Source organism: Candidatus Pelagibacter bacterium nBUS_27, from assembly GCF_051200985.1.
Classification (GTDB): domain Bacteria; phylum Pseudomonadota; class Alphaproteobacteria; order Pelagibacterales; family Pelagibacteraceae; genus Pelagibacter.
In genome coordinates, this window is the sequence record NZ_CP172845.1 from 122,501 (window position 1) to 141,650 (window position 19,150).

The 19,150-nt window shown below is 26.6% G+C and carries 18 protein-coding genes and 1 rRNA gene (1 of these 19 only partly in view); 16 read left to right on the plus strand and 3 right to left on the minus strand.

Features of this window, described 5'->3' with window-relative positions; all coding sequences use genetic code 11:
* Positions 1–269 (plus strand): 23S ribosomal RNA (locus tag ACIJYG_RS00625) (it extends 2,484 nt beyond the left edge of the window).
* A gap of 16 nt (positions 270–285) precedes the next feature.
* Here the strand turns inward: ACIJYG_RS00625 and ACIJYG_RS00630 are convergent.
* Genes ACIJYG_RS00630 through ACIJYG_RS00640 form a run of 3 tightly spaced genes read right to left on the minus strand, consistent with a single transcriptional unit; the run spans position 286 to position 3,843 of the window.
* On the minus strand, positions 286–951 hold the full coding sequence (locus tag ACIJYG_RS00630) for a cytidylyltransferase domain-containing protein (RefSeq protein ID WP_435097275.1): 666 nt from the start codon (positions 949–951) through the stop codon (positions 286–288).
* Positions 952–955: 4 nt separating this feature from the next.
* A complete protein-coding gene (locus tag ACIJYG_RS00635; RefSeq protein ID WP_435097278.1) occupies positions 956–1,996 on the minus strand; it encodes a GDP-mannose 4,6-dehydratase in 1,041 nt (346 codons plus the stop codon).
* Entirely contained in the window at positions 1,996–3,843 is a 1,848-nt protein-coding gene (locus ACIJYG_RS00640) for an N-acetylneuraminate synthase family protein (protein WP_435097281.1), read from the minus strand. Before ACIJYG_RS00640 ends, ACIJYG_RS00635 begins: the two co-directional genes overlap by 1 nt.
* Before the next feature lie 158 nt (positions 3,844–4,001).
* On the opposite strand from ACIJYG_RS00640, the gene ACIJYG_RS00645 reads away from it, so the two are divergent.
* The 15 genes from ACIJYG_RS00645 to ACIJYG_RS00715 are packed head-to-tail and all read left to right on the plus strand — an operon-like array spanning position 4,002 to position 19,132.
* On the plus strand, positions 4,002–5,684 hold the full coding sequence (locus ACIJYG_RS00645) for an ATP-binding cassette domain-containing protein (protein ID WP_435097284.1): 1,683 nt from the start codon (positions 4,002–4,004) through the stop codon (positions 5,682–5,684).
* A gap of 6 nt (positions 5,685–5,690) precedes the next feature.
* On the plus strand, positions 5,691–6,680 hold the full coding sequence (locus ACIJYG_RS00650; RefSeq protein ID WP_435097287.1) for an NAD-dependent epimerase/dehydratase family protein: 990 nt from the start codon (positions 5,691–5,693) through the stop codon (positions 6,678–6,680).
* 3 nt (positions 6,681–6,683) lie between these two features.
* Positions 6,684–7,847 carry a LegC family aminotransferase gene (locus ACIJYG_RS00655; RefSeq protein WP_435097290.1) on the plus strand — a complete coding sequence of 388 codons (1,164 nt, stop codon included), beginning with the start codon at positions 6,684–6,686 and terminating at the stop codon, positions 7,845–7,847.
* Positions 7,840–8,442: an acetyltransferase gene (locus ACIJYG_RS00660; RefSeq protein ID WP_435097293.1), complete on the plus strand. Its 603-nt coding sequence runs from the start codon at positions 7,840–7,842 to the stop codon at positions 8,440–8,442. The genes ACIJYG_RS00655 and ACIJYG_RS00660 overlap by 8 nt, the downstream gene beginning before the upstream one ends.
* Positions 8,429–9,454, plus strand: a complete 1,026-nt coding sequence (gene neuB, locus ACIJYG_RS00665) for an N-acetylneuraminate synthase (protein WP_435097296.1) — start codon at positions 8,429–8,431, stop codon at positions 9,452–9,454. The genes ACIJYG_RS00660 and neuB overlap by 14 nt, the downstream gene beginning before the upstream one ends.
* The gene (hisF, locus tag ACIJYG_RS00670) at positions 9,455–10,300 is read left to right on the plus strand and encodes an imidazole glycerol phosphate synthase subunit HisF (protein ID WP_435097299.1); all 846 of its coding nucleotides are present in this window, start codon (positions 9,455–9,457) and stop codon (positions 10,298–10,300) included.
* On the plus strand, positions 10,300–10,941 hold the full coding sequence (gene hisH, locus ACIJYG_RS00675; RefSeq protein WP_435097302.1) for an imidazole glycerol phosphate synthase subunit HisH: 642 nt from the start codon (positions 10,300–10,302) through the stop codon (positions 10,939–10,941). The genes hisF and hisH overlap by 1 nt, the downstream gene beginning before the upstream one ends.
* Before the next feature lie 8 nt (positions 10,942–10,949).
* Entirely contained in the window at positions 10,950–12,176 is a 1,227-nt protein-coding gene (locus ACIJYG_RS00680) for an N-acetyl sugar amidotransferase (RefSeq protein ID WP_435097305.1), read from the plus strand.
* Positions 12,177–12,206: 30 nt separating this feature from the next.
* Complete coding sequence (gene neuC / locus ACIJYG_RS00685; protein ID WP_435097308.1) at positions 12,207–13,376, plus strand: UDP-N-acetylglucosamine 2-epimerase; 1,170 nt, start codon at positions 12,207–12,209, stop codon at positions 13,374–13,376.
* Between the two features lie 5 nt (positions 13,377–13,381).
* A complete protein-coding gene (locus ACIJYG_RS00690) occupies positions 13,382–14,455 on the plus strand; it encodes a sugar phosphate nucleotidyltransferase (protein WP_435097311.1) in 1,074 nt (357 codons plus the stop codon).
* Positions 14,456–15,178, plus strand: a complete 723-nt coding sequence (locus tag ACIJYG_RS00695) for a class I SAM-dependent methyltransferase (protein WP_435097314.1) — start codon at positions 14,456–14,458, stop codon at positions 15,176–15,178. It abuts the gene before it with no gap.
* A 7-nt stretch (positions 15,179–15,185) separates the two neighbouring features.
* Positions 15,186–15,923 carry a phytanoyl-CoA dioxygenase family protein gene (locus tag ACIJYG_RS00700; protein ID WP_435097316.1) on the plus strand — a complete coding sequence of 246 codons (738 nt, stop codon included), beginning with the start codon at positions 15,186–15,188 and terminating at the stop codon, positions 15,921–15,923.
* A 5-nt stretch (positions 15,924–15,928) separates the two neighbouring features.
* Entirely contained in the window at positions 15,929–17,065 is a 1,137-nt protein-coding gene (locus ACIJYG_RS00705; protein ID WP_435097319.1) for a DegT/DnrJ/EryC1/StrS family aminotransferase, read from the plus strand.
* Positions 17,062–17,757, plus strand: a complete 696-nt coding sequence (locus ACIJYG_RS00710; protein WP_435097322.1) for a cytidylyltransferase domain-containing protein — start codon at positions 17,062–17,064, stop codon at positions 17,755–17,757. The genes ACIJYG_RS00705 and ACIJYG_RS00710 overlap by 4 nt, the downstream gene beginning before the upstream one ends.
* Before the next feature lie 13 nt (positions 17,758–17,770).
* Entirely contained in the window at positions 17,771–19,132 is a 1,362-nt protein-coding gene (locus ACIJYG_RS00715; protein ID WP_435097325.1) for a hypothetical protein, read from the plus strand.
* Positions 19,133–19,150: the final 18 nt, after the last annotated feature.

The window sequence follows — 19,150 nt, forward strand, 5'->3', positions numbered from 1 at the left end:
CTATGCGTGTAGAAGAATTGAGAGGAGTTGACCCTAGTACGAGAGGACCGGGTTGAACATACCACTGGTGGACCGGTTGTAGCGCCAGCTGCAGTGCCGGGTAGCTAAGTATGGAAGAGATAACTGCTGAAAGCATCTAAGCGGGAAACTCACCTCAAAACTAGTTCTTCCTATAGAGCCGTGGTAGACCACCACGTTGATAGGCTGGATGTGGAAGCGCAGTAATGCGTGCAGCTGACCAGTACTAATAGCTCAATTGGCTTGATTTATGCACTGAAAAAAATTTTATTTACGTAATAATTTTTTGATATTAATTAAATCATTTTTATCATCTATTTCATGACTTGAAATACTTGGCATTTTAAAAATTCCTATTTTACCATGTAGTCTATTTTTAAATTTTAAAAAGTTTTTTCTATAAAATATATAGAAAGAACCATTTTCAATATAATATGGTTCTGTATTTTGTGATCTAGACCTTTTTTTGTAATCATAATTTAATGGTTTAGCATATTTTTTCATTTCCCATAAAAAATGCTTACTTTCGGTAACTGATAAAAGGCTATCATACTTTTTTTTAAAAAATATATTAATTGCTTTGTCAATATACGCATGTTCAATAAACGGATTTGTAGCTTGCACAAAAACAACTATATCTATTTTTTTGTTAGCTTTTAAAAATTCAGTTATTACCCATTCTGATGGCGCTGTATCCTCTGAGCTTTTTTTTGATCTTTTAAAGTAATTAATTTTTTTTTTTAAACTTCCAATCTTAGAATATATCTTTTTATCATCAGAACCAATATGAAATTCATTGATTTTTTTTGATTTTATAATTTTTTTACATACCAGTTTAATTAAAGGTTCATTATTTATTTTAGTAATATTTTTGTTTTTGATTCTCTTACTTCCGGATCTTGCAGGAATAAAGCATCCAATTCTGGCCCTCATAATTTTAAAATATTATTTTCTTTTCATTATGAAAATAATCTACTTCTTTTTTTACCATATGCTCAACTAAATCTTTGAAGTTATATGTTCTTTTCCATTTAAGATCTTTCATTATCTTTGATGGATCACCTTTTAATCTATGTAATTCATTTTCCCTGAAATATTTTTTATCGATTATAATTAATTTTTTTTTATTAGACCTATCATAACAAACTTCATTTAATCCTTTTCCAACAAAAACAGGTTTTATATCTAAAAAATAGCATGCCGTTTTAATAAATTCTCTTATGGAGTATGTTTGTCCAGTGGCAACAACATAATCGTCTGCTTTTTTTGCGGATATCATGAGCTCCATTGCTTTTACATAATCTCCTGCAAAACCCCAATCTCTTTTAGAGTCCAGGTTGCCAAGTTTAATAGGCGGTGCATTTTCATAAATGATTTTTGCTAAACCATTGACAATTTTTTTGGTAACAAACTCGATTCCTCTTAGATAACTCTCATGATTAAATAATATTCCACTACAAAAAAAGGCATCGTATGCTTTTCTATAATGTCCAATAAGATAATGCGATGATACTTTTGAAATAGCATATGGGCTAGCAGGATAAAATTTAGTTGTTTCATTTTGTTTGTCTGAGTTTGTGTTGCCAAACATTTCAGATGTTGAAGCTTGGTAAAATTTAGTATCCATTTTATTTCTTCTGATTGTTTCCAACATGTTTAAAACAGAATGATAATTTACCTCTGAAGTATAAAAAGGGTTGTCAAATGAATATTGCACAAAACTTTGTGCCGCTAAGTTAAATATTACATCTGGTTTAATTTTTTTTATTAAATTTTCTATATTTTTATATTCGTTTAATTCACTATGATGAAAATTAATTTTCTTTATGACATTTAGATATTCTAGTCTACCAAGTTTATAATTAGCAGTTCTTCTTAAAATGCCATGAACATTGTAATTTTTCTTGATTAATAATTCAGAAAGATATGCACCATCTTGTCCATTAACACCAGTAATTAAAGCAATTTTTTTTTTCATTATGTAATCTTTATTAATTTAGAAATTTCTTTTTTAAAAATCAATCCATTGTTTAAATGACCTTGCCAAGATTCTAGAACTTTTATTTTTTTATTAGCTATAATTTTTCTAAGTCTTTTTTTATATTTTAACAAATCACCTTTGCCAATCTCTAATCCTTCACCATCTATACCTGAAGCATCTGCAATATGGTAGTGAAAAAATAAATGTTCATATTTATCAAAATTTACATCTAGATTTGATTGATAATAATTACAAGAAAGAATAAAATGACTCAAATCAAGGCAAAGTTTTATATTATTTTTTTTTATAATTTTAAGATCAGTTGGATCACAAAATAATTTCATTGTTGAGCTTCCGCCAAAATACCAAGCGATTGGCGGTAACCACTGAGGTAAAATTTGTACTTTGTCTTTTTTGAGATAATGATCAATAACTTTTTTAATTTCATTATATCTTTTATCTAGATTAAGAGCCTTGTCGTCTGAAGAAAAACTTTGAATTAAATATACTTCATTACCACTATATTTTTTTAACAATCTACAAATATTAATACATTTTTTAAATATTAGCTTAGATTTTTGTTTTATTAATTTATTTTTAGAGAATATGTCTAAAATATTATTTGAGTCACAGTAGTCTGGACCATGAACTGAAAATTTTTTATCTGATAAAAATTTTTTATTTATTTTATTTGTACTGAAGCTCAGAACATCATTAAAACTCAAGTGAAATTCATAATTTTTTATATTAAAAATTTCATTGATTAATTTATAATCAGATGGTCTTATTGGTATTGAAATATTTTTTTTGTTACAAAAAACTTTATTTGCATCTTTAAATTTTTTTTTTGGAAAAAAATTTTCTAAGGTAACTTCATCACCTCTTTTTAAAATTTTTTTATTTTTGATATAAAGAAACTTTAATAAATCATTTTTTTCCAAACTTATTTTTGGCGATAAAAAAGTTATATCTTCAAGTTTTATTTTCTTATTGATATCGATATCTTTGTTTGCATAGGCAGATTTTCCTAAGTTTTGTAAGTTGATTTTTTCTCCTTGATTTAAATTTCGATTATTTTTAGAATTACTTATTTTATTGTAATTAGAGCTGTAAAAACAAAGCTTTTTCAATTCACTTAAATCAGAACTTGATGAATGATCTAAGCCATTATAATTTTTATTATGAGTAATGTGTCTTTCGATGTATTTAATATTTTTTGAAAGCGCTATAATGCAATTAAAAATATCATTTTCATGACTAGAATATCCAACATCAAATCCTTTAAAAATTTTTTTTAACTTTAATATATAGTTGAGGTTTGAATTTATTGGGTTTAAAGGATAATTTGAAACACAATGAAACAAAGTTGCTTTGTCTTTATTAAGATAATTTATCAGTTTGTTTTTATTTTTTAAAATTTCTGAATGAGATCTTGATCCAAGTGAAATAAAAATTTTCTTTTTATATGTATTTAACTTTTTGATGAGATCAAAATCTAAAGCTGATACTGACGGTATTTTATAAAAATCAAATACAAAACTTTTAAAATCATCAGTGTCTTTTTCGTTAAAAAAACTAATGCCAACTTCTAAACCTAATTTCCTACCATAATTGCTTAAATATCTTATCTCTTCTGGACTAAGATAATTTTTTTTTATTTCAGTATCAATTATTTCTTTTCCAATTTCACCATTTCTTTTTATTAATTCAAAATATGATTTTAAATTTCTATATTGAAACTTAATACCCCAAGCATTAGCTTGTTTTGCATTGTCGATGAGTTCTTTGCATTTTTTTTTAGAACCAAAATGATTGATTCCTAATTCACATATTACTTTAGTCATAAAAATTAAATATTATTATTTCACTATTTGTTAAGTCACTTTTATTGAATATGTGATATGTTTCAACAAATATTAAAGGAAGAAAAATTAAAAAAAATATACACCAATGTAATATCAAATTATTTAATTAATATACAAATAAATTTTTTAATTCAATTATGTTAAAACAAATTCAAACCATAAAAAGTATTCTTAAAATTGGGGAAATAAATCTTAAGGAAGGTATTAAAATTTCTTTAGTATCCTTTTTTCTATCAACAATTGAACTTTTCTCTATTGGTTTTATGGCTTTAGTTGTTACTAAAATTTTTTATAATGAGCTAAACAATGTAGAGCTTAGTATTTTCCAGCTCTCGATGAGTGTTTCATCTTTAACTTTAATAATGTTACTTTTCTTATCATACTTTTCAAAGTTTTTTATAAGTTATTTTTTGAATAAAACTATTTTCAAAGTCACAAACGAAAAACAACATAATTTAAGATTAAAATTTTTTAAATTATTTTCAAATTTAAACTTTATAAAATTTCAAGAAAAATCCTCTACAACTTATATTGCAATTTTAGGCAATCATATCAAAACTTTTGGAGGAGCTTTATCACTTACTTTTATATTTTTTGGAGAAATATTCATGCTTTTGATGATCTTAACACTGCTATTATATGTAAATTTTAAAATTACAATAATTTTAGTAGCTACATTTTTAATATTCTTCTTTATATATTCAAAAGTAAAATTTCTAAATCCAAAACAAGCTGGTTTTGAAAATAAAGAAGCCTATAAAGGGCTATATGATTTTATTATAAACTTTTTCAACTCATTTAAGGAAATAAAAATTTATAATAAATATGAAACAATAAATAGCAATTTAAGAATTTATTCGGACAAAGTTTTTACTAGTGACTTAAAAAATAATTTAATATCTATTCTTCCGAGATTATTTTTAGAATTAATAATTGTAGCTTTTTTTTCAATATTATTATTTTCGACAATAAAATATAATTTAAGTATTTTTAATAATTTAGAATATTTTTCTATCTTGTTTGCATCAGTAATAAGATTAATGCCTTTTTTTATTCAAGTATTAAGATTTCAAAATACATTAAGATATTCAGAAACATTTGTAGATGAAATAAATGAATACATAATATTCTTAAATAATAATCAGTTTAAAGCAACCAATCATGCATTTTCAATTGATGATGATATTAAGAAAATAACATTTAGAAATATTAATTTTTCATATGACAAAAAAAAGATATTAGAGAACTGCAAACTAGACCTCCATATAAATGATTTCACATTAATTTCTGGCGAGAGTGGTTCAGGAAAAAGTACATTGTTAAACATAATTTGTAATTTTATTAAACCATCAAGTTCTGAGATATTGATTAACGATAAACTTATAGATAAAAGTTTAACAATTGAAAATTTATTTGCCTATGTTCCGCAGGATAAATTTGTTTTTGAAGGTGAAATATGGAAAAATATCTCTTTAGAATATGAGGAGTCTAATTGTAATTTTGAAAAAATAGATGAGGTTCTCAAACTAGCAAGGTTACAAATAGATAAAAATTATATTCTTTTTCCAAATGGCCAAAATTTATCTGGCGGTCAAAAGCAAAGACTGGTTATTGCTAGAGCGCTTTATTTTTCAAAGAAATTCGTAATTTTTGATGAGTCAACCAATGAATTAGATGACGAAAATGAAAAAAAAATCTTACAAGATATAAGAAAAATAAATAATATTGGTGTTCTTATTGTTTCTCATAAAAACTCTATTATAAGTTTATGCGATAAAAAGTACAAACTTATTGATAAAAAATTAAAATTATTGGAATAAAAAATAATGAAAAAGATTCTTGTTGTTGGTGGTGAAGGCTATATAGGACAAATTGTTTGTAGTGAATTAGTTGATAAAAATCATGAAGTTATTTCCTATGATAATTTGATTTATGGACAAAAAACTAATAGTCAAATTAATAAAAAACCTAATTTTAGATTTGTCAATGGAGATATTAGAGACTCTTTAAAAATTAGAGAAAATTTAGAAAATGTAAATGCTGTAATAATTTTAGCTGGACTTGTAGGCGATCCAATAACCAAGAAGTATCCTGGGTTATCTACTGAAATTAATCAAAAAGGAATAAAAAACTTAATCGATGAATGTGCTGGGTATAATATTGAAAATGTAATTTTTGTTTCAACTTGTTCTAACTATGGTTTAATTGAAAATGATGAGCTAGCCAAAGAAGATCATGAACTTAATCCCCTTTCTAGTTATGCTAGAGATAAAGTTGATATTGAGAAATATATTTTATCATTAAAAGGTAAAGTGAATAGTTGTTTTACAATATTAAGATTTGCTACAGCATTTGGTTTATCTTCACGAATGAGATACGATCTTACAGTAAATGAATTTACGAGAGATATTTTTAATTCTACAAAACTAGAGGTCTATGACCCTGATACATGGAGACCATATTGTCACGTTCAAGATTTTGCAAATATTCTCTTGTTAATTTTAAACACTGAAAAGAGCAAAATTTTATTTGAAGTATTTAATGCGGGTAGTGATGAAAATAATCATACAAAAAGAATGATAGTGGAGAAGATATTAAAATTTGTAAATTTCAATGAAGTTTATTTTGTTAATAACAAAGGATCAGATCCAAGAAATTATAAAGTAAATTTTCAAAAATTAAATTCTGTTTTAGGGTATCAATGTAAATATTTAGTTGATGATGGAATAAATGAAATTCTAACTCATTTACAAATTTCTAATGAAAATAGCTTTAAATCAACTAAGGACTTAGGAAACTATACCATAAATATATAATTTATGAGCAAAAGTTATATCCCCTTACATGCACCAATAATTAAGGGTAATGAATTTAAGTACGTTAATGATTGTTTAAAAACTGCGTGGGTATCAACAGCTGGAAAATATGTAAATCTATTTGAAGAAAAAATTCAAAAATATACTAAAGCCAAGTATGCAATAGCATGTACGAGTGGCACCTCTGCTTTACATATATCTTTATTACTTTCTGGCGTTGACAACAAAAGTGAAGTTATTGTTCCAACAATGTCTTTTATAGCGCCCATTAACGCAATAAATTATTGTAATGCAAGACCAATCTTTATGGATGTGGATGATGATTATTCGTTAGATATAAAAAAAACAATCGAGTTTATTGAAAACAATACTTATTTTAAGAATAATAAAACATTTAATAAAAAAACAAAAAAACAGATAAAAGCATTAATTGTCGTACATGTATATGGTAGATCTGTAAACTTTGAAAAATTATATTTAACTTGTAAGAAACGAAAAATAAAAATTATAGAAGATGCGGCAGAAGGGGTAGGTAATTTTTTTTTAAAAGGTAAATTTAAAAAAAAACATGTCGGAACTTTAGGTGATTTTGGATGCCTGTCATTTAATGGAAATAAGATTATTACTTCAGGTGGAGGGGGTATGATTTTAACAAACAATATTAGTTACGCAAAAAAAGCCAAATATTTAACAACTCAATCAAAAAATGATGGGATTTTTTTTGTACATAATGAAGTTGGATATAATTACAGATTAACAAATGTTCAGGCAGCAATAGGACTGGCTCAATTAGAGAAAATTAATCAGTATATTGAGTTAAAAAAAAAAATTTATTTTATCTATTTAAGCCTTCTCTCAAAAAGTAAAAAATTAATATTAAAAAAAATACCAAATATTGCAAGTAGCAATTACTGGTTAAACATTGTTGAATTTACAAAATTTTCAAAAAAAAGTGATTTAAAAAAATTTATAAATAAAATGAATTCACACAATATTGAAGTTAGACCTATATGGCATCTAAATCATTTGCAAAAAAAGTTTAAAAAATCAGAAACTTATAAGATTCAAAATGCAGTTAGGCTGGTTGGCAAAACAATTTGCTTACCTAGTAGTGTAAACTTATCTAGAAAAGATATAAAACGAATATGTTCAATTATTGATGAGTAGTATTTTAATTATAGGAGCTGGTGGTCATGCGAAATCATCAATTGATGTTATAGAGCAAACTGGCAAATATAAAATTTATGGTATTATTAACAACGATCCTGAAATTAAATCAATTCTCGATTTAAAAATTATTGGCAATGATAATAATCTAGAAGAGATTAGAAAATCATGTGAAAACGCTTTTATTGGAATAGGTCAAATAAAAAGTCCCAAAACAAGAATTAAATTTTTTGAGAAATTGAAAAAAATAGATTATAGATTACCTTGCATTATATCTCCTAACTCAACTGTTTCGAAATATAGCAATATACTAGAAGCATCAATTATCTTTAACAATGTAGTTGTAGGTCCAAATTCTTCAATTGGCTCTAATTGTATAATCAATAATTTTTCATTAATAGAGCATGATTGCATTATAGGAAATAACGTTCATGTATCTACCAATGTAACAATTAATGGTAATGTTTCTGTTGGAAATGAAACATTTATAGGAAGCGGTTCAACAATTAAGCAAGGCATAAAAATAGGCTCAAATTGTTTTATTAAAATGGGGTCAGTCATAACAAAAGATTTGTCAGATAATGAAACAATATAGATTTCCTAAAAAAGTATTAATAATTGCAGAGATAGGTGTAAATCATAATGGGAGTGAAAAACTTGCTTACAAAATGATAGATAAAGCGAAAGCTTGTGGTGCTGATATTGTAAAATTTCAGTTATTTAAAACAGATAAATTAATTATTAAAAAATCTAACAAACCTAATTATATCAAAAAAAATACTCAACTCTCAAATAAATCACAGTACGAGATATTAAAAAGCTTAGAATTTAGTTTTGATACTTTTAAAAGATTATTTAGTTATTGTAAAAAAATTAAAATTGAATTTCTTTTAAGCCCATTTGATTTAGAAAGTATTAGAGAAATAAAAAAATTAAATTTGAAAAGAATTAAAATTCCATCCGGAGAAATAAACAATCTTCCATATTTAAAAGAAGTAGCAAAATTGAAAAAAGAAATTATACTTTCTACTGGTATGTCGAATACTAAAGAAATCAATGATGCTTTAAAAGTTTTAACTAAGTCAGGTATAAATAAGGATAAAATTACTTTATTACACTGCAATACTGATTATCCCTCAAAATTTGAAGATGTTAATTTGAGTGCAATGTTAAGTATGAAAAAAATGTTTGATATAAGAGTAGGATATTCTGATCATACATTAGGTATTGAGGTTCCTATAGCTGCAACTGCATTAGGGGCGACAGTAATAGAAAAACATTTTACCTTAAAAAAGAATATGAATGGACCCGATCACAAGGCAAGTCTTGAGCCATATGAATTTAAAGAGATGGTCAAATGTATTAAAAATATTTCTAGTTCTTACGGAAATGGAAAAAAAATACCTACAAATAGTGAAAAAAAGAATATTAAAATTGTTAGGAAGTCAATTTTTGCCTTAACTTTAATTAATCAAGGTGATTATTTTTCTGAAAAAAACATAACTATAAAAAGACCTGGTAATGGACTTTCACCAATGATGTGGAACAAACTTATTGGAAAAAAATCTAAAAAAAAATATAAGCCTGATGATTTAATTAATTTTTAAATGAATTACCCAAGAATTATCGCAAGACTTGATATTAAAGGTCCCAACTTAGTAAAGGGAATACATTTGGAAGGTTTGAGAGTGTTGGGTTCACCTAACAAATTTGCAAAAAAATATGTTGAAGATGGAGCTGACGAGTTATTTTACCAAGACGTTGTTGCTAGTCTTTATGGAAGAAATTCTATATTAGACTTTATTAAAGAAACAGCTCAAAATATATCAATACCTTTAACTGTTGGGGGAGGCATTAGAAAAGTAGATGATATCAATGATGTTCTCAAGGCTGGTGCTGATAAAGTTGCAATAAATACTGCGGCAATAAAAAATCCCTTAATTATAAAAGAGTCGTCAAGAATATTTGGATCTTCAACAATAATTGCAAGTATAGAAACTATAAAAAGTAAAGATGGTCAGTACTTAGCTTACACTGATAATGGAAGAGAATATACAGGAATTAATATCTTTGATTGGAGCAAAGAATTAGAACAACTTGGAGCTGGAGAAATATTGTTAACGTCTATTGACCAAGAAGGAACAGGTAATGGGTTTGATATCCAGTTATTAAAAAAAATAAGATCTATGGTATCAATTCCTGTGATTGCTCATGGCGGATTTGGAAATTATAAACATATTATTGAAGCAATTAAAGAAGGTGGAGCTAATGCAGTTGCATTGTCTTCGATGATTCATTATGGCGCGTTATTTAATAATGAATTCATAAATAATGAAATTATTGAGGGCAATAGGTCATTTATTTCCAATCTTAGGCAGTTTAAATCCTTCGGACAAACAGATGTTAGAACGATAAAAAATGATTTAAAAGACCAAGTAAACACTAGGATATAATGGATAAAATGAATGTTGCTATAATAAATTATGGAGTAAGTAATCTATATAGTGTCCAAAATGCATGCAACAAAGTAGGTTTAACTTCAATTATAACAGAAGATCACGACGTCATAATGAATTCACAAATTGCCATACTTCCAGGCGTTGGTGCGTATTCAGAAGCGATGAAAAACATCAAATTGAAAAAATTAGATAAATCTATTTTTGATTTCATAAGCACAGGAAAACCATTTTATGGCGTGTGCCTTGGCATGCAATTATTATTTGAAGAAAGTGAAGAATTTGAAAATTGTAAAGGTTTAGGCTTAATTAAAGGCAACGTAGTTAAATTCAAATCAAATGATAAAGAAAAATTAATCGTACCACACGTTGGATGGAACAAAATTTTGTTTAGAAATAAAAATTATATTGATTCAGTGATGAACAAAAATAAAAATGATGATTTTATGTATTTTGTTCACTCTTACCATGTGGTTCCAACATCAAAGGATATTGAATTAACTTCAACTAAATATCAAAATAGTATATATTGTTCTTCAATATTAAAAGAAAATATAACAGCATTTCAATTTCATCCCGAAAAAAGTGGCGATCAAGGAATGAAAATTTTTAATGAAATTAAAGATAGAATTACATAATTATTTATATGTCAAAAAAATTAGAAACTTTTTATAATCTACCAAAAGAAGTTAAGTTTTGTAGTATTTGTATAAATTCTAATCAATATCCAGCTTCAGTACCGGAGTTTCAGCATTCAGTAGATAGAAAAAATGCAAACTATGTAAATTTTAATGCTAATGACGTCTGTGATGCATGTAGTCAAGCTTTAGTGAAAACGCAAATAGATTGGAAAAATAGAGAAGATCAACTTTTAAAACTTTTAGATCGATATAGAAGAAATGATGGAGAGTATGATTGTCTTGTCCCAGGCAGTGGTGGTAAAGACAGTGTTTATGCTTCACATTTATTAAAATATAAATATGGAATGAATCCACTAACAATTACATGGCCACCAATAATGTATACAGATTATGGACATGAAAACTTCAAAAATTGGTTAGACATTGGGGGTTTTGACAATATTACCTATAGACCATCTGGAGAAGTGATGAGGAAGTTAACAAAAATAGCTATTGAAACATTATTGCATCCATTTCAGACTTTTATATTAGGACAAAAAAATTTAGCACCAAAAATTGCATCAAAATATGGTATTGATTTAGTGTTTTATGGTGAAAATGAAGCAGAGTATGGAAATCCTATTGCAGATAATAATAAATCATTAAGGGATAAATCTTTTTTTTCTATTAAAGACTTAGACTCTATAAAACTTGCAGGTAAAAGTTTAAAAGAATTAAAAGATAATTATAATTTAGATCTTAAAGATATTAAAATTTTTTTGCCCCTTTTAGAAAATGAATATAAGGAAAATATCCAAATTCATTATCTAGGATACTATATAAAGTGGATACCACAAGAAGCGTATTATTTTTCAGTTGAAAAAACTAATTTTAAAGCAAGACCACACAGATCACAGGGAACTTACAGTAAATACAATAGCATTGATGATAAAATAGATGATTTGCATTGGTATACCAGGTTTATAAAGTTTGGAATTGGTAGAGCAACAGATGAAGCTTCACAAGAAATTAGAAATAATCATCTTACAAGAGAGGAGGGCATGGCATTAGCTAAAAAATTTGATGGAGAGTTGCCTGATAGATATTTGAAGGAAATTTTAGATTATTTGGAAATTGATGAGCATTATTTTCATAAACGTTGTGATGATTTTAGGTCACCGCATCTTTGGAAACTTGAGGGAAATCAATGGAAACTCAGACACACAGTGAATAAAGATGGTACAGACGATTAAAAGTGTAATAGATTAACCTAAATATTTTGAATGCGAAAAATTTGTGTTGTTACTGGAAGTAGAGCTGAGTATGGGCTTTTAAAAAACCTTCTTTCACAGCTTAAGAAAGATAGATCGATTAATTTACAATTAATTGTTACTGGATCTCATTTATCAAAATTTTATGGCAATACATACAAAGAGATTCAAAAAGATGGTTTTAATATTGATAAAAAGATTTTTATGCCATTAAAAAAAAATAATACAAAAATTGATATTTCTAGATGTACAGGCAAAGCTATATCGAGTTTTTCACATGTATATAATAATTTAAAACCAGACATAGTAGTTATTTTAGGTGATAGATTTGAGATATTTGCGGCTGTATTTTCCGCTATGAATGCAAATATTCAAATTGCCCACATTCATGGAGGTGAAAAAACTCTAGGCTCCGTAGATGAAATCATGCGTCACTCTATAACTAAAATGTCAACATGGCATTTTGTTTCGACATTATCTTATAAAAAAAGAGTTATTCAACTTGGCGAAAATCCTAAGAATGTATTCCATGTGGGTGGATTAGCATATGAGTCAATCAAGAATTTCATAACTTTAGAAAAAAAAGCTTTTGAAAAAAAAATAAAACTTAAATTAAATAAAAATAATTTTTTAGTTACTTTTCATCCTGAGACTTCAGATAAATCTTTTTCATTAGAAGGCTTTAATAATATGCTTGGTTCAATTAATAAAATTAAAGATAGCACTTATATTTTTACTTTATCAAATGCAGATGCAGAAAGTGGAAAAATAAATAAAAAAATAATTAATTTTGTAAAAAATAATAGATCTAAATCCGTTTATTTTAGTTCTATGGGACAAGATCTATATTATTCTGCATTAAAAAATTGTAATATTGTTATTGGTAATTCTTCAAGTGCAATTATCGAAGCACCATATTTTAATACTCCAAGTGTTAATATTGGAGATAGACAAAAAGGAAGACTATCAGCAAAATCGATCATTAATACAGGCACTAATAAAAAATCAATATTGGACGGTATAATGTCAGCTATTGAGATCAATAAAAATATAAAAAATAAGAAAGTTTTTGATAACCCTTATGGCAAATATAAATCTTCAAAAAAAATAATTACTATTTTAAAAAAGATAAACTTAAATAAAACCAATACCCAAAAAATATTTTATGATATAAATCAGTAATTATAATGACTAAAGATATAAAAAAATTTCTAATATCCAAAAATGTGACTATTCAAGACTCATTAAATTCACTCAATAAGTGTGGATCAAAATGTCTTGTAGTTGTAGATGGTAAAAATAAGTTGCTTGGTACTTTAAGTGATGGAGATTTACGAAAAGCAATTATTAAAGGAAAAAAATTATCTAACAAAATTTTTAATATTTATAATAAAAATCCAAAGTATTTAACAAGTAGAGATTTTACAAAATCAATAGCTCAAAATATATTTATAAGTTTTTTAGTCGACATTATTCCAGTTGTAGATAACGATAAAAAGCTAATTGATATTACAAAAATAGATGATGTTTTTGAAAAAAAAGTAAAAAAAATAAGTAAAAAAAAACCTATTCCTGTAATTATAATGGCTGGAGGCAAAGGAACACGACTTGAACCATTTACTTCTATTCTGCCAAAACCCTTGATCCCAATTCATGGAAAGCCGATTATTGATCACGCTATTGAAAAATTCAAGGAATTTGGAGTAAGTAATTATTATTTATCGATAAATTATAAAAGTAAAATTCTAAAAGCCTATTTTGAAGAAAATAAAAAAGAGAATATGATAAAATTTATTGAAGAAAAAAAACCATTAGGAACAATTGGTTGTCTTTCAAAGATTTCAGGAAAGATTAAATCAAATTTTTTTGTAACTAACTGTGATATAATTATTGACTGTGATTACAATGATTTAGTTAAATATCATATTGAAAATAAAAATAGTATAACTATTGTTGCTTCTTTTAGAAATTATACTATTCCCTATGGAGACTGTAAAATTGGTAAAGATGGATTTTTAAGTAAAATTGATGAAAAACCAAGCATAAACCTTTTAGCAAATACTGGGATGTATGTTATGAATAAAGATGTTCTTAAACATATTCCAAAAAACACTAAATTTGATCTACCTGAATTAGTCAAAAAGATTATATCTTTAAATAAAAGAGTGGGTATTTTTCCAGTAAGTAAAGAAGCTTGGATTGATATAGGTCAATGGAACGAATACAAAAACGCATTAAATAATTTGAATTTTATTAAATAAATGGAAGAAATTTTTAAAAAAAGCAAAAGAATTCATGATGAATTTTATTTAAAAGAAACATTTGTAGTAAAAGAAAGTTTTAAATTTTTATTAGAAAATATAAAAAAAAATCACAATGATGATTTTACTTTAATTGACATTGGATGTGCAACTGGTGTTTTTATAACATATGTAAAAGAACAACTTCCAAAAGTTAAGATTAGTGGAGCAGATATACTCCCAAGTTTATTAGAGCGGGCAAAAATTAATTGTCCCTCTGCAGATTTTTATAAGTTTGATGTTTACAATAAAAACTCAATTGAAAAAGTAATTAAAGATAAAAAATTCGATGCAGTAGTTTTAGACGGTGTTCACACAATATTTGATAACGTAACGCCTTGGGTAGAAAATTTAATGAATATACTTTCAGACAATGGCGTTATTTATGTTTTTGGTTCATTTAATGAGTCAAATTTTGATGTTATAACTAGAGTAAAGTCTGTTGACAGCAATATCTGGGAAAAAGGATGGAACAGATTTAGTTTAGAGACTGTCAAAAGAGAATTTGAAAAAAACAATTTTAGCGTAAGTCTAAAAAAATTTAATTTAAATTTAGATATAAAAAAAACAGATGATGATCGAAGAACTTATACACAAAGATTAAATGATGGAAGTGTTATAACAAGAAATGGATTAGAGTTAATTTCGACATCCTACCTCATCTGCTGCAAAAAAAAAAATTGACAAAATAATGTATTTTAATCTTAGAAAATTTGAGTCATTAAAAAAAAGATATGATAGGAATGGGTATGTTGTTATTAGAAATATTTTTAATAAAACTGATATTAATAAAGCAGGTGAGGATTTAGAAAAATTTTTTAAAAAAAGTGTATTAGATTTAAAAGGTAGAAATATTAATAAAACTAAAAATAATATAATTAATTCAGTCCATTTTATGAATAATTGGAAATGGTCGAAAAAATTAAAAAAAAATAAAATATTGAGTCAATTAGCAAAAGTTTTATTAAATGACAGTCTTAAAGATTTTGGATCAGAATTGTTTGCTAAGCCTGCTAATGTTGGTTTGGCTTCCCCAATGCATCAAGATAATTATTACTGGTGCTTGAACAATGCAAATGGCTTAACTATTTGGATAGCATTAGATGATTCTAGCAAAAATAATGGGGGAGTTTTTTATTTTAATAAGTCACATAAGCTAGGTTTGTTAGAACATACTCTTTCTTATGCTCCTGGATCTTCTCAAACCCTCAAGTACCCAGAAGGAATGCAGTCATTTAAAAAGATAATACCCAACATAAGAAAAGGAGATTGTTTAATTCATCATTCGTTAGTAGTTCATGGAAGCAATAAAAACTTAAGCTCATTTGCAAGAAGAGGATTGACAATTAGATATATTGGAAAAAAATCACACATTGATAAATTAAAGAAAAAAAATTATGAAAAAGATTTAAAACTTAATCTAAAATAATAACTATGCCAGGTTTTGAAATAATTAATTATAAAGAAGCTCAAGCCATTAATAATTTATTCAAGAAAGAAAAAGGTATTTTGTTTGCACATGGGTTTGACAAAATAAGAAAAAAATACCATGTACGGGAATTAGAAAAACTTTTTTGTAAAAAGATTAATTGCAAGTATTCCTTAGCAGTATCTTCTGGTACTGCAGCGATCAAAATTGCTTTATTAGCATTAGGTGTAAAGAAAGGTGATGAAGTAATTACTCAATCATTCAATTTTATTGCTACAATAGAAGCTATTTTGGATATAGGCGCCAAACCTGTAATAGCCAATATAGACCATAGTCTAAATATTTGTCCTCATGATATTGAAAAGCTTATAACTAAAAAAACTAAAGTTTTATTACCAGTACATATGCTTGGCGTGCCAGTTGATATGGATCCTATTATGAAGTTAGCCAAAAAATATAAACTTAAAGTTTTAGAGGATAATTGCGAAGCTTTTGGAGCTACCTACAAGAAAAAATTTTTAGGCACTATAGGTGATGCTGGTGTAATGAGTTTAGATTTTGGTAAAATAATAACTTGTGGTGAAGGAGGGGTAATACACACTAACTCAAAAAAAATAGATAAATTTTGTAGAGAGTATCATGATCACGGACATGAAAATAATGTTAATAGACCCAGAGGTAGAGATACAAGATCGATTTATGGATTTAATTACAGAATGACAGAAATGCAAGGTGTTATTGCAAAAGAACAACTTAAAAAGATTAATTATATCATTTCTAAAAATAGACTTCGGTATAATCTTCTTCAAAAAAATATAAGCAGTAAAATTAAACTTAGAAAAATTCCTAAAAAATCTAAAATTATTTACGATACTTTTATTTTTTTTGTAGATAATGCATCTAAAAGACAAAAAATAATAAAAATTTTATCTAATTTAAAAATAGGTACAAAAAATTTACCTGATGCAATTGAGTGGCATTGCTCATTTTATTGGAATCACATGTTGAAAAAAGATCAGCTAAATAGATGTAAAAAAAGTAGAGACTTATTAAAAAAAGCAATCGCTATTCCTATTTATCTGAATAGGAATTTAAAAGATTATAATAAATTAGTTAAAAGTATTAATCTTTGTTTTAAATGAAATTTTTAATATTAGTCCCAGCAAGAGGCGGGTCAAAAGGGATAAAAAATAAAAATCTTGCTAGGATTGGTGAAAAAAGATTAATTGATTATACTTTAGATCTGTGTAAAAAATTTAATAAAAATTTCTTTACCTTTATTTCAACTGATAGCAAAGTAATATCTAATCATTGTGAAAAAAATGGTTTCAAAAACAGCTATATTAGACCTACATATTTATCAAAAGACAAAAGTAATATTATAGACGCTGTATTTCATGGATTAAATTGGCTAAAAAAAAATATGAATTATGTACCTGATGCAGTTATACTTTTTCAGCCAACGTCTCCAATTAGAGATATAAACCAAATAAAGAATGCAATAAATCAGTTCATAAAAAAAAAACAAGACTCACTTGTAGGTATGGTAAAAATGAAAGAACATCCAAGAGAATGTATTAATTATTCAAAAAAAAAATGGACTTATTTGGTAAAATCTCAGAAAAGGCTTTATAGAAGACAAGAATATGAGGACAATTATTACTTTATTGACGGAAGTTTTTATTTGGCAAAAACAAGTTTTTTAAGAAAATATAAATCATTTATTGTTGAAAATATTTCATCTATGTATAGGTTCAACCAAAAATATTCTTTAGATATTGATAATATGTCAGATTTAAAAATTGCTAGGTTATTATTGAATAAAAAAAATTAGATTAGGATTTAAAATGAAAAAAATTTACGTCGTACATTGTATTGACTCAGAAGGACCTTTGCATGAATCTCTGGAGGCTACATTTGAGAGAATTAAACATATTTATCATCTTGAATTAGAACCTACAAAAAAAAATCTTCAAGATTTGCAAGAAGGTAAAATTAACCTTGATGGGATAGAGGACTCTGTAAAGATGACACTTAACCCCCATCTATTAAATTATAATAATACTTGGGATAAAGTTGAAAATATGCTTCAAGACTGTTTATCACCAGACTTTAGAAATAAGTTTAAAGATTCTACTGGAAATGGATGGATATATAATTGGCATTGCGTTGATCACGTAGATTATGAGATTAACCCAAGAAGAAGAGACATGGGTTATCATAGTATTTTTGATGAATACAAAAGAATTTTAAAATATACAGATAGTTCTCAAGATGGTTTTCAGTTTCATTATCATCCACATCCAATGTTAAAGCATGCACATTTGTGTGCAACAAGATGGCTTGGACCTACAGATAAACTCTTTCAAGTCTTATCTAGACGAATTATAGACAGAAATTGGTTTCCTGCTGTAAATAGACCTGGTTTTCAAGTTAATAGACCTGATAGCCACTGGTTTCTTGAACAATTCATTCCATTTGATTATGCAACACTTTCCATGGAACCATCTAAAGAAGATAGTCAGCAATTCGATTTTTCAGCTGGAAGATCAGGCGACTGGAGAAGAGCGCCGATTACTTGGGAACCGTATCATCCAGATCATGATGATTATCAAAAAATTGGTAATTGTAGAAGAATAATTGCCAGATGCCTTAACATCGGGACAAGAGCGTACTTAATGGATGAAAAAGAAGTAAGAAGAGCGTTTGATGAGTCTAGACAAAATAAAAATGTAATATTGTCATTTGCAAATCATGACTTTAGAGATTTAAGAGTAGACGTGGTAGAAGCGCATCGATTACTAACAAAAGTTTCTAAAGATTATGAAGATGTTGAATTTATCTACTGCGAAGGAGTTGATGCAATGAGAAAAGCTATGAAGCTAGAAAAAAAAAGTAAATGTGAACTTTCACTGGAAATTAACAAAAACAGTGAAAACGCACATACTTTGAAGATTGTTTCTTCGTCCCCTACTTTTGGTCCACAACCATTTTTTGCTATTAAAACTGTTACAGGGCAGTATTTTCATGACAACTTAGATTTTCAATCACCATTTAAAGAATGGTCTTATACTTTCGATGAAGAAACTATGCCACTACATGCAATTGAGTCAATTGGAGTTGCAACAAATAATAGTTATGGAATTACAAGCGTTTCAAAAATGGATGTAGCAAAAAATTTAATTAAAAACACCTACTATAACGAGTAAAGTATTTTTACACTTTAA

Coding starts and splice junctions, on each gene's coding strand:
- ACIJYG_RS00640 (WP_435097281.1), bottom strand. CDS start 3,843: ATGACTAAAGTAATATGTGAATTAGGAATCAATCATTTTGGTTCTAAA.
- ACIJYG_RS00645 (WP_435097284.1), top strand. CDS start 4,002: ATGTTAAAACAAATTCAAACCATAAAAAGTATTCTTAAAATTGGGGAA.
- neuB (WP_435097296.1), top strand. CDS start 8,429: ATGAAACAATATAGATTTCCTAAAAAAGTATTAATAATTGCAGAGATA.
- ACIJYG_RS00630 (WP_435097275.1), bottom strand. CDS start 951: ATGAGGGCCAGAATTGGATGCTTTATTCCTGCAAGATCCGGAAGTAAG.
- ACIJYG_RS00715 (WP_435097325.1), top strand. CDS start 17,771: ATGAAAAAAATTTACGTCGTACATTGTATTGACTCAGAAGGACCTTTG.
- ACIJYG_RS00700 (WP_435097316.1), top strand. CDS start 15,186: ATGTATTTTAATCTTAGAAAATTTGAGTCATTAAAAAAAAGATATGAT.
- ACIJYG_RS00635 (WP_435097278.1), bottom strand. CDS start 1,996: ATGAAAAAAAAAATTGCTTTAATTACTGGTGTTAATGGACAAGATGGT.
- ACIJYG_RS00710 (WP_435097322.1), top strand. CDS start 17,062: ATGAAATTTTTAATATTAGTCCCAGCAAGAGGCGGGTCAAAAGGGATA.
- ACIJYG_RS00655 (WP_435097290.1), top strand. CDS start 6,684: ATGAGCAAAAGTTATATCCCCTTACATGCACCAATAATTAAGGGTAAT.
- ACIJYG_RS00680 (WP_435097305.1), top strand. CDS start 10,950: ATGTCAAAAAAATTAGAAACTTTTTATAATCTACCAAAAGAAGTTAAG.
- ACIJYG_RS00650 (WP_435097287.1), top strand. CDS start 5,691: ATGAAAAAGATTCTTGTTGTTGGTGGTGAAGGCTATATAGGACAAATT.
- ACIJYG_RS00695 (WP_435097314.1), top strand. CDS start 14,456: ATGGAAGAAATTTTTAAAAAAAGCAAAAGAATTCATGATGAATTTTAT.
- hisF (WP_435097299.1), top strand. CDS start 9,455: ATGAATTACCCAAGAATTATCGCAAGACTTGATATTAAAGGTCCCAAC.
- neuC (WP_435097308.1), top strand. CDS start 12,207: ATGCGAAAAATTTGTGTTGTTACTGGAAGTAGAGCTGAGTATGGGCTT.
- ACIJYG_RS00705 (WP_435097319.1), top strand. CDS start 15,929: ATGCCAGGTTTTGAAATAATTAATTATAAAGAAGCTCAAGCCATTAAT.
- ACIJYG_RS00690 (WP_435097311.1), top strand. CDS start 13,382: ATGACTAAAGATATAAAAAAATTTCTAATATCCAAAAATGTGACTATT.
- ACIJYG_RS00660 (WP_435097293.1), top strand. CDS start 7,840: ATGAGTAGTATTTTAATTATAGGAGCTGGTGGTCATGCGAAATCATCA.
- hisH (WP_435097302.1), top strand. CDS start 10,300: ATGGATAAAATGAATGTTGCTATAATAAATTATGGAGTAAGTAATCTA.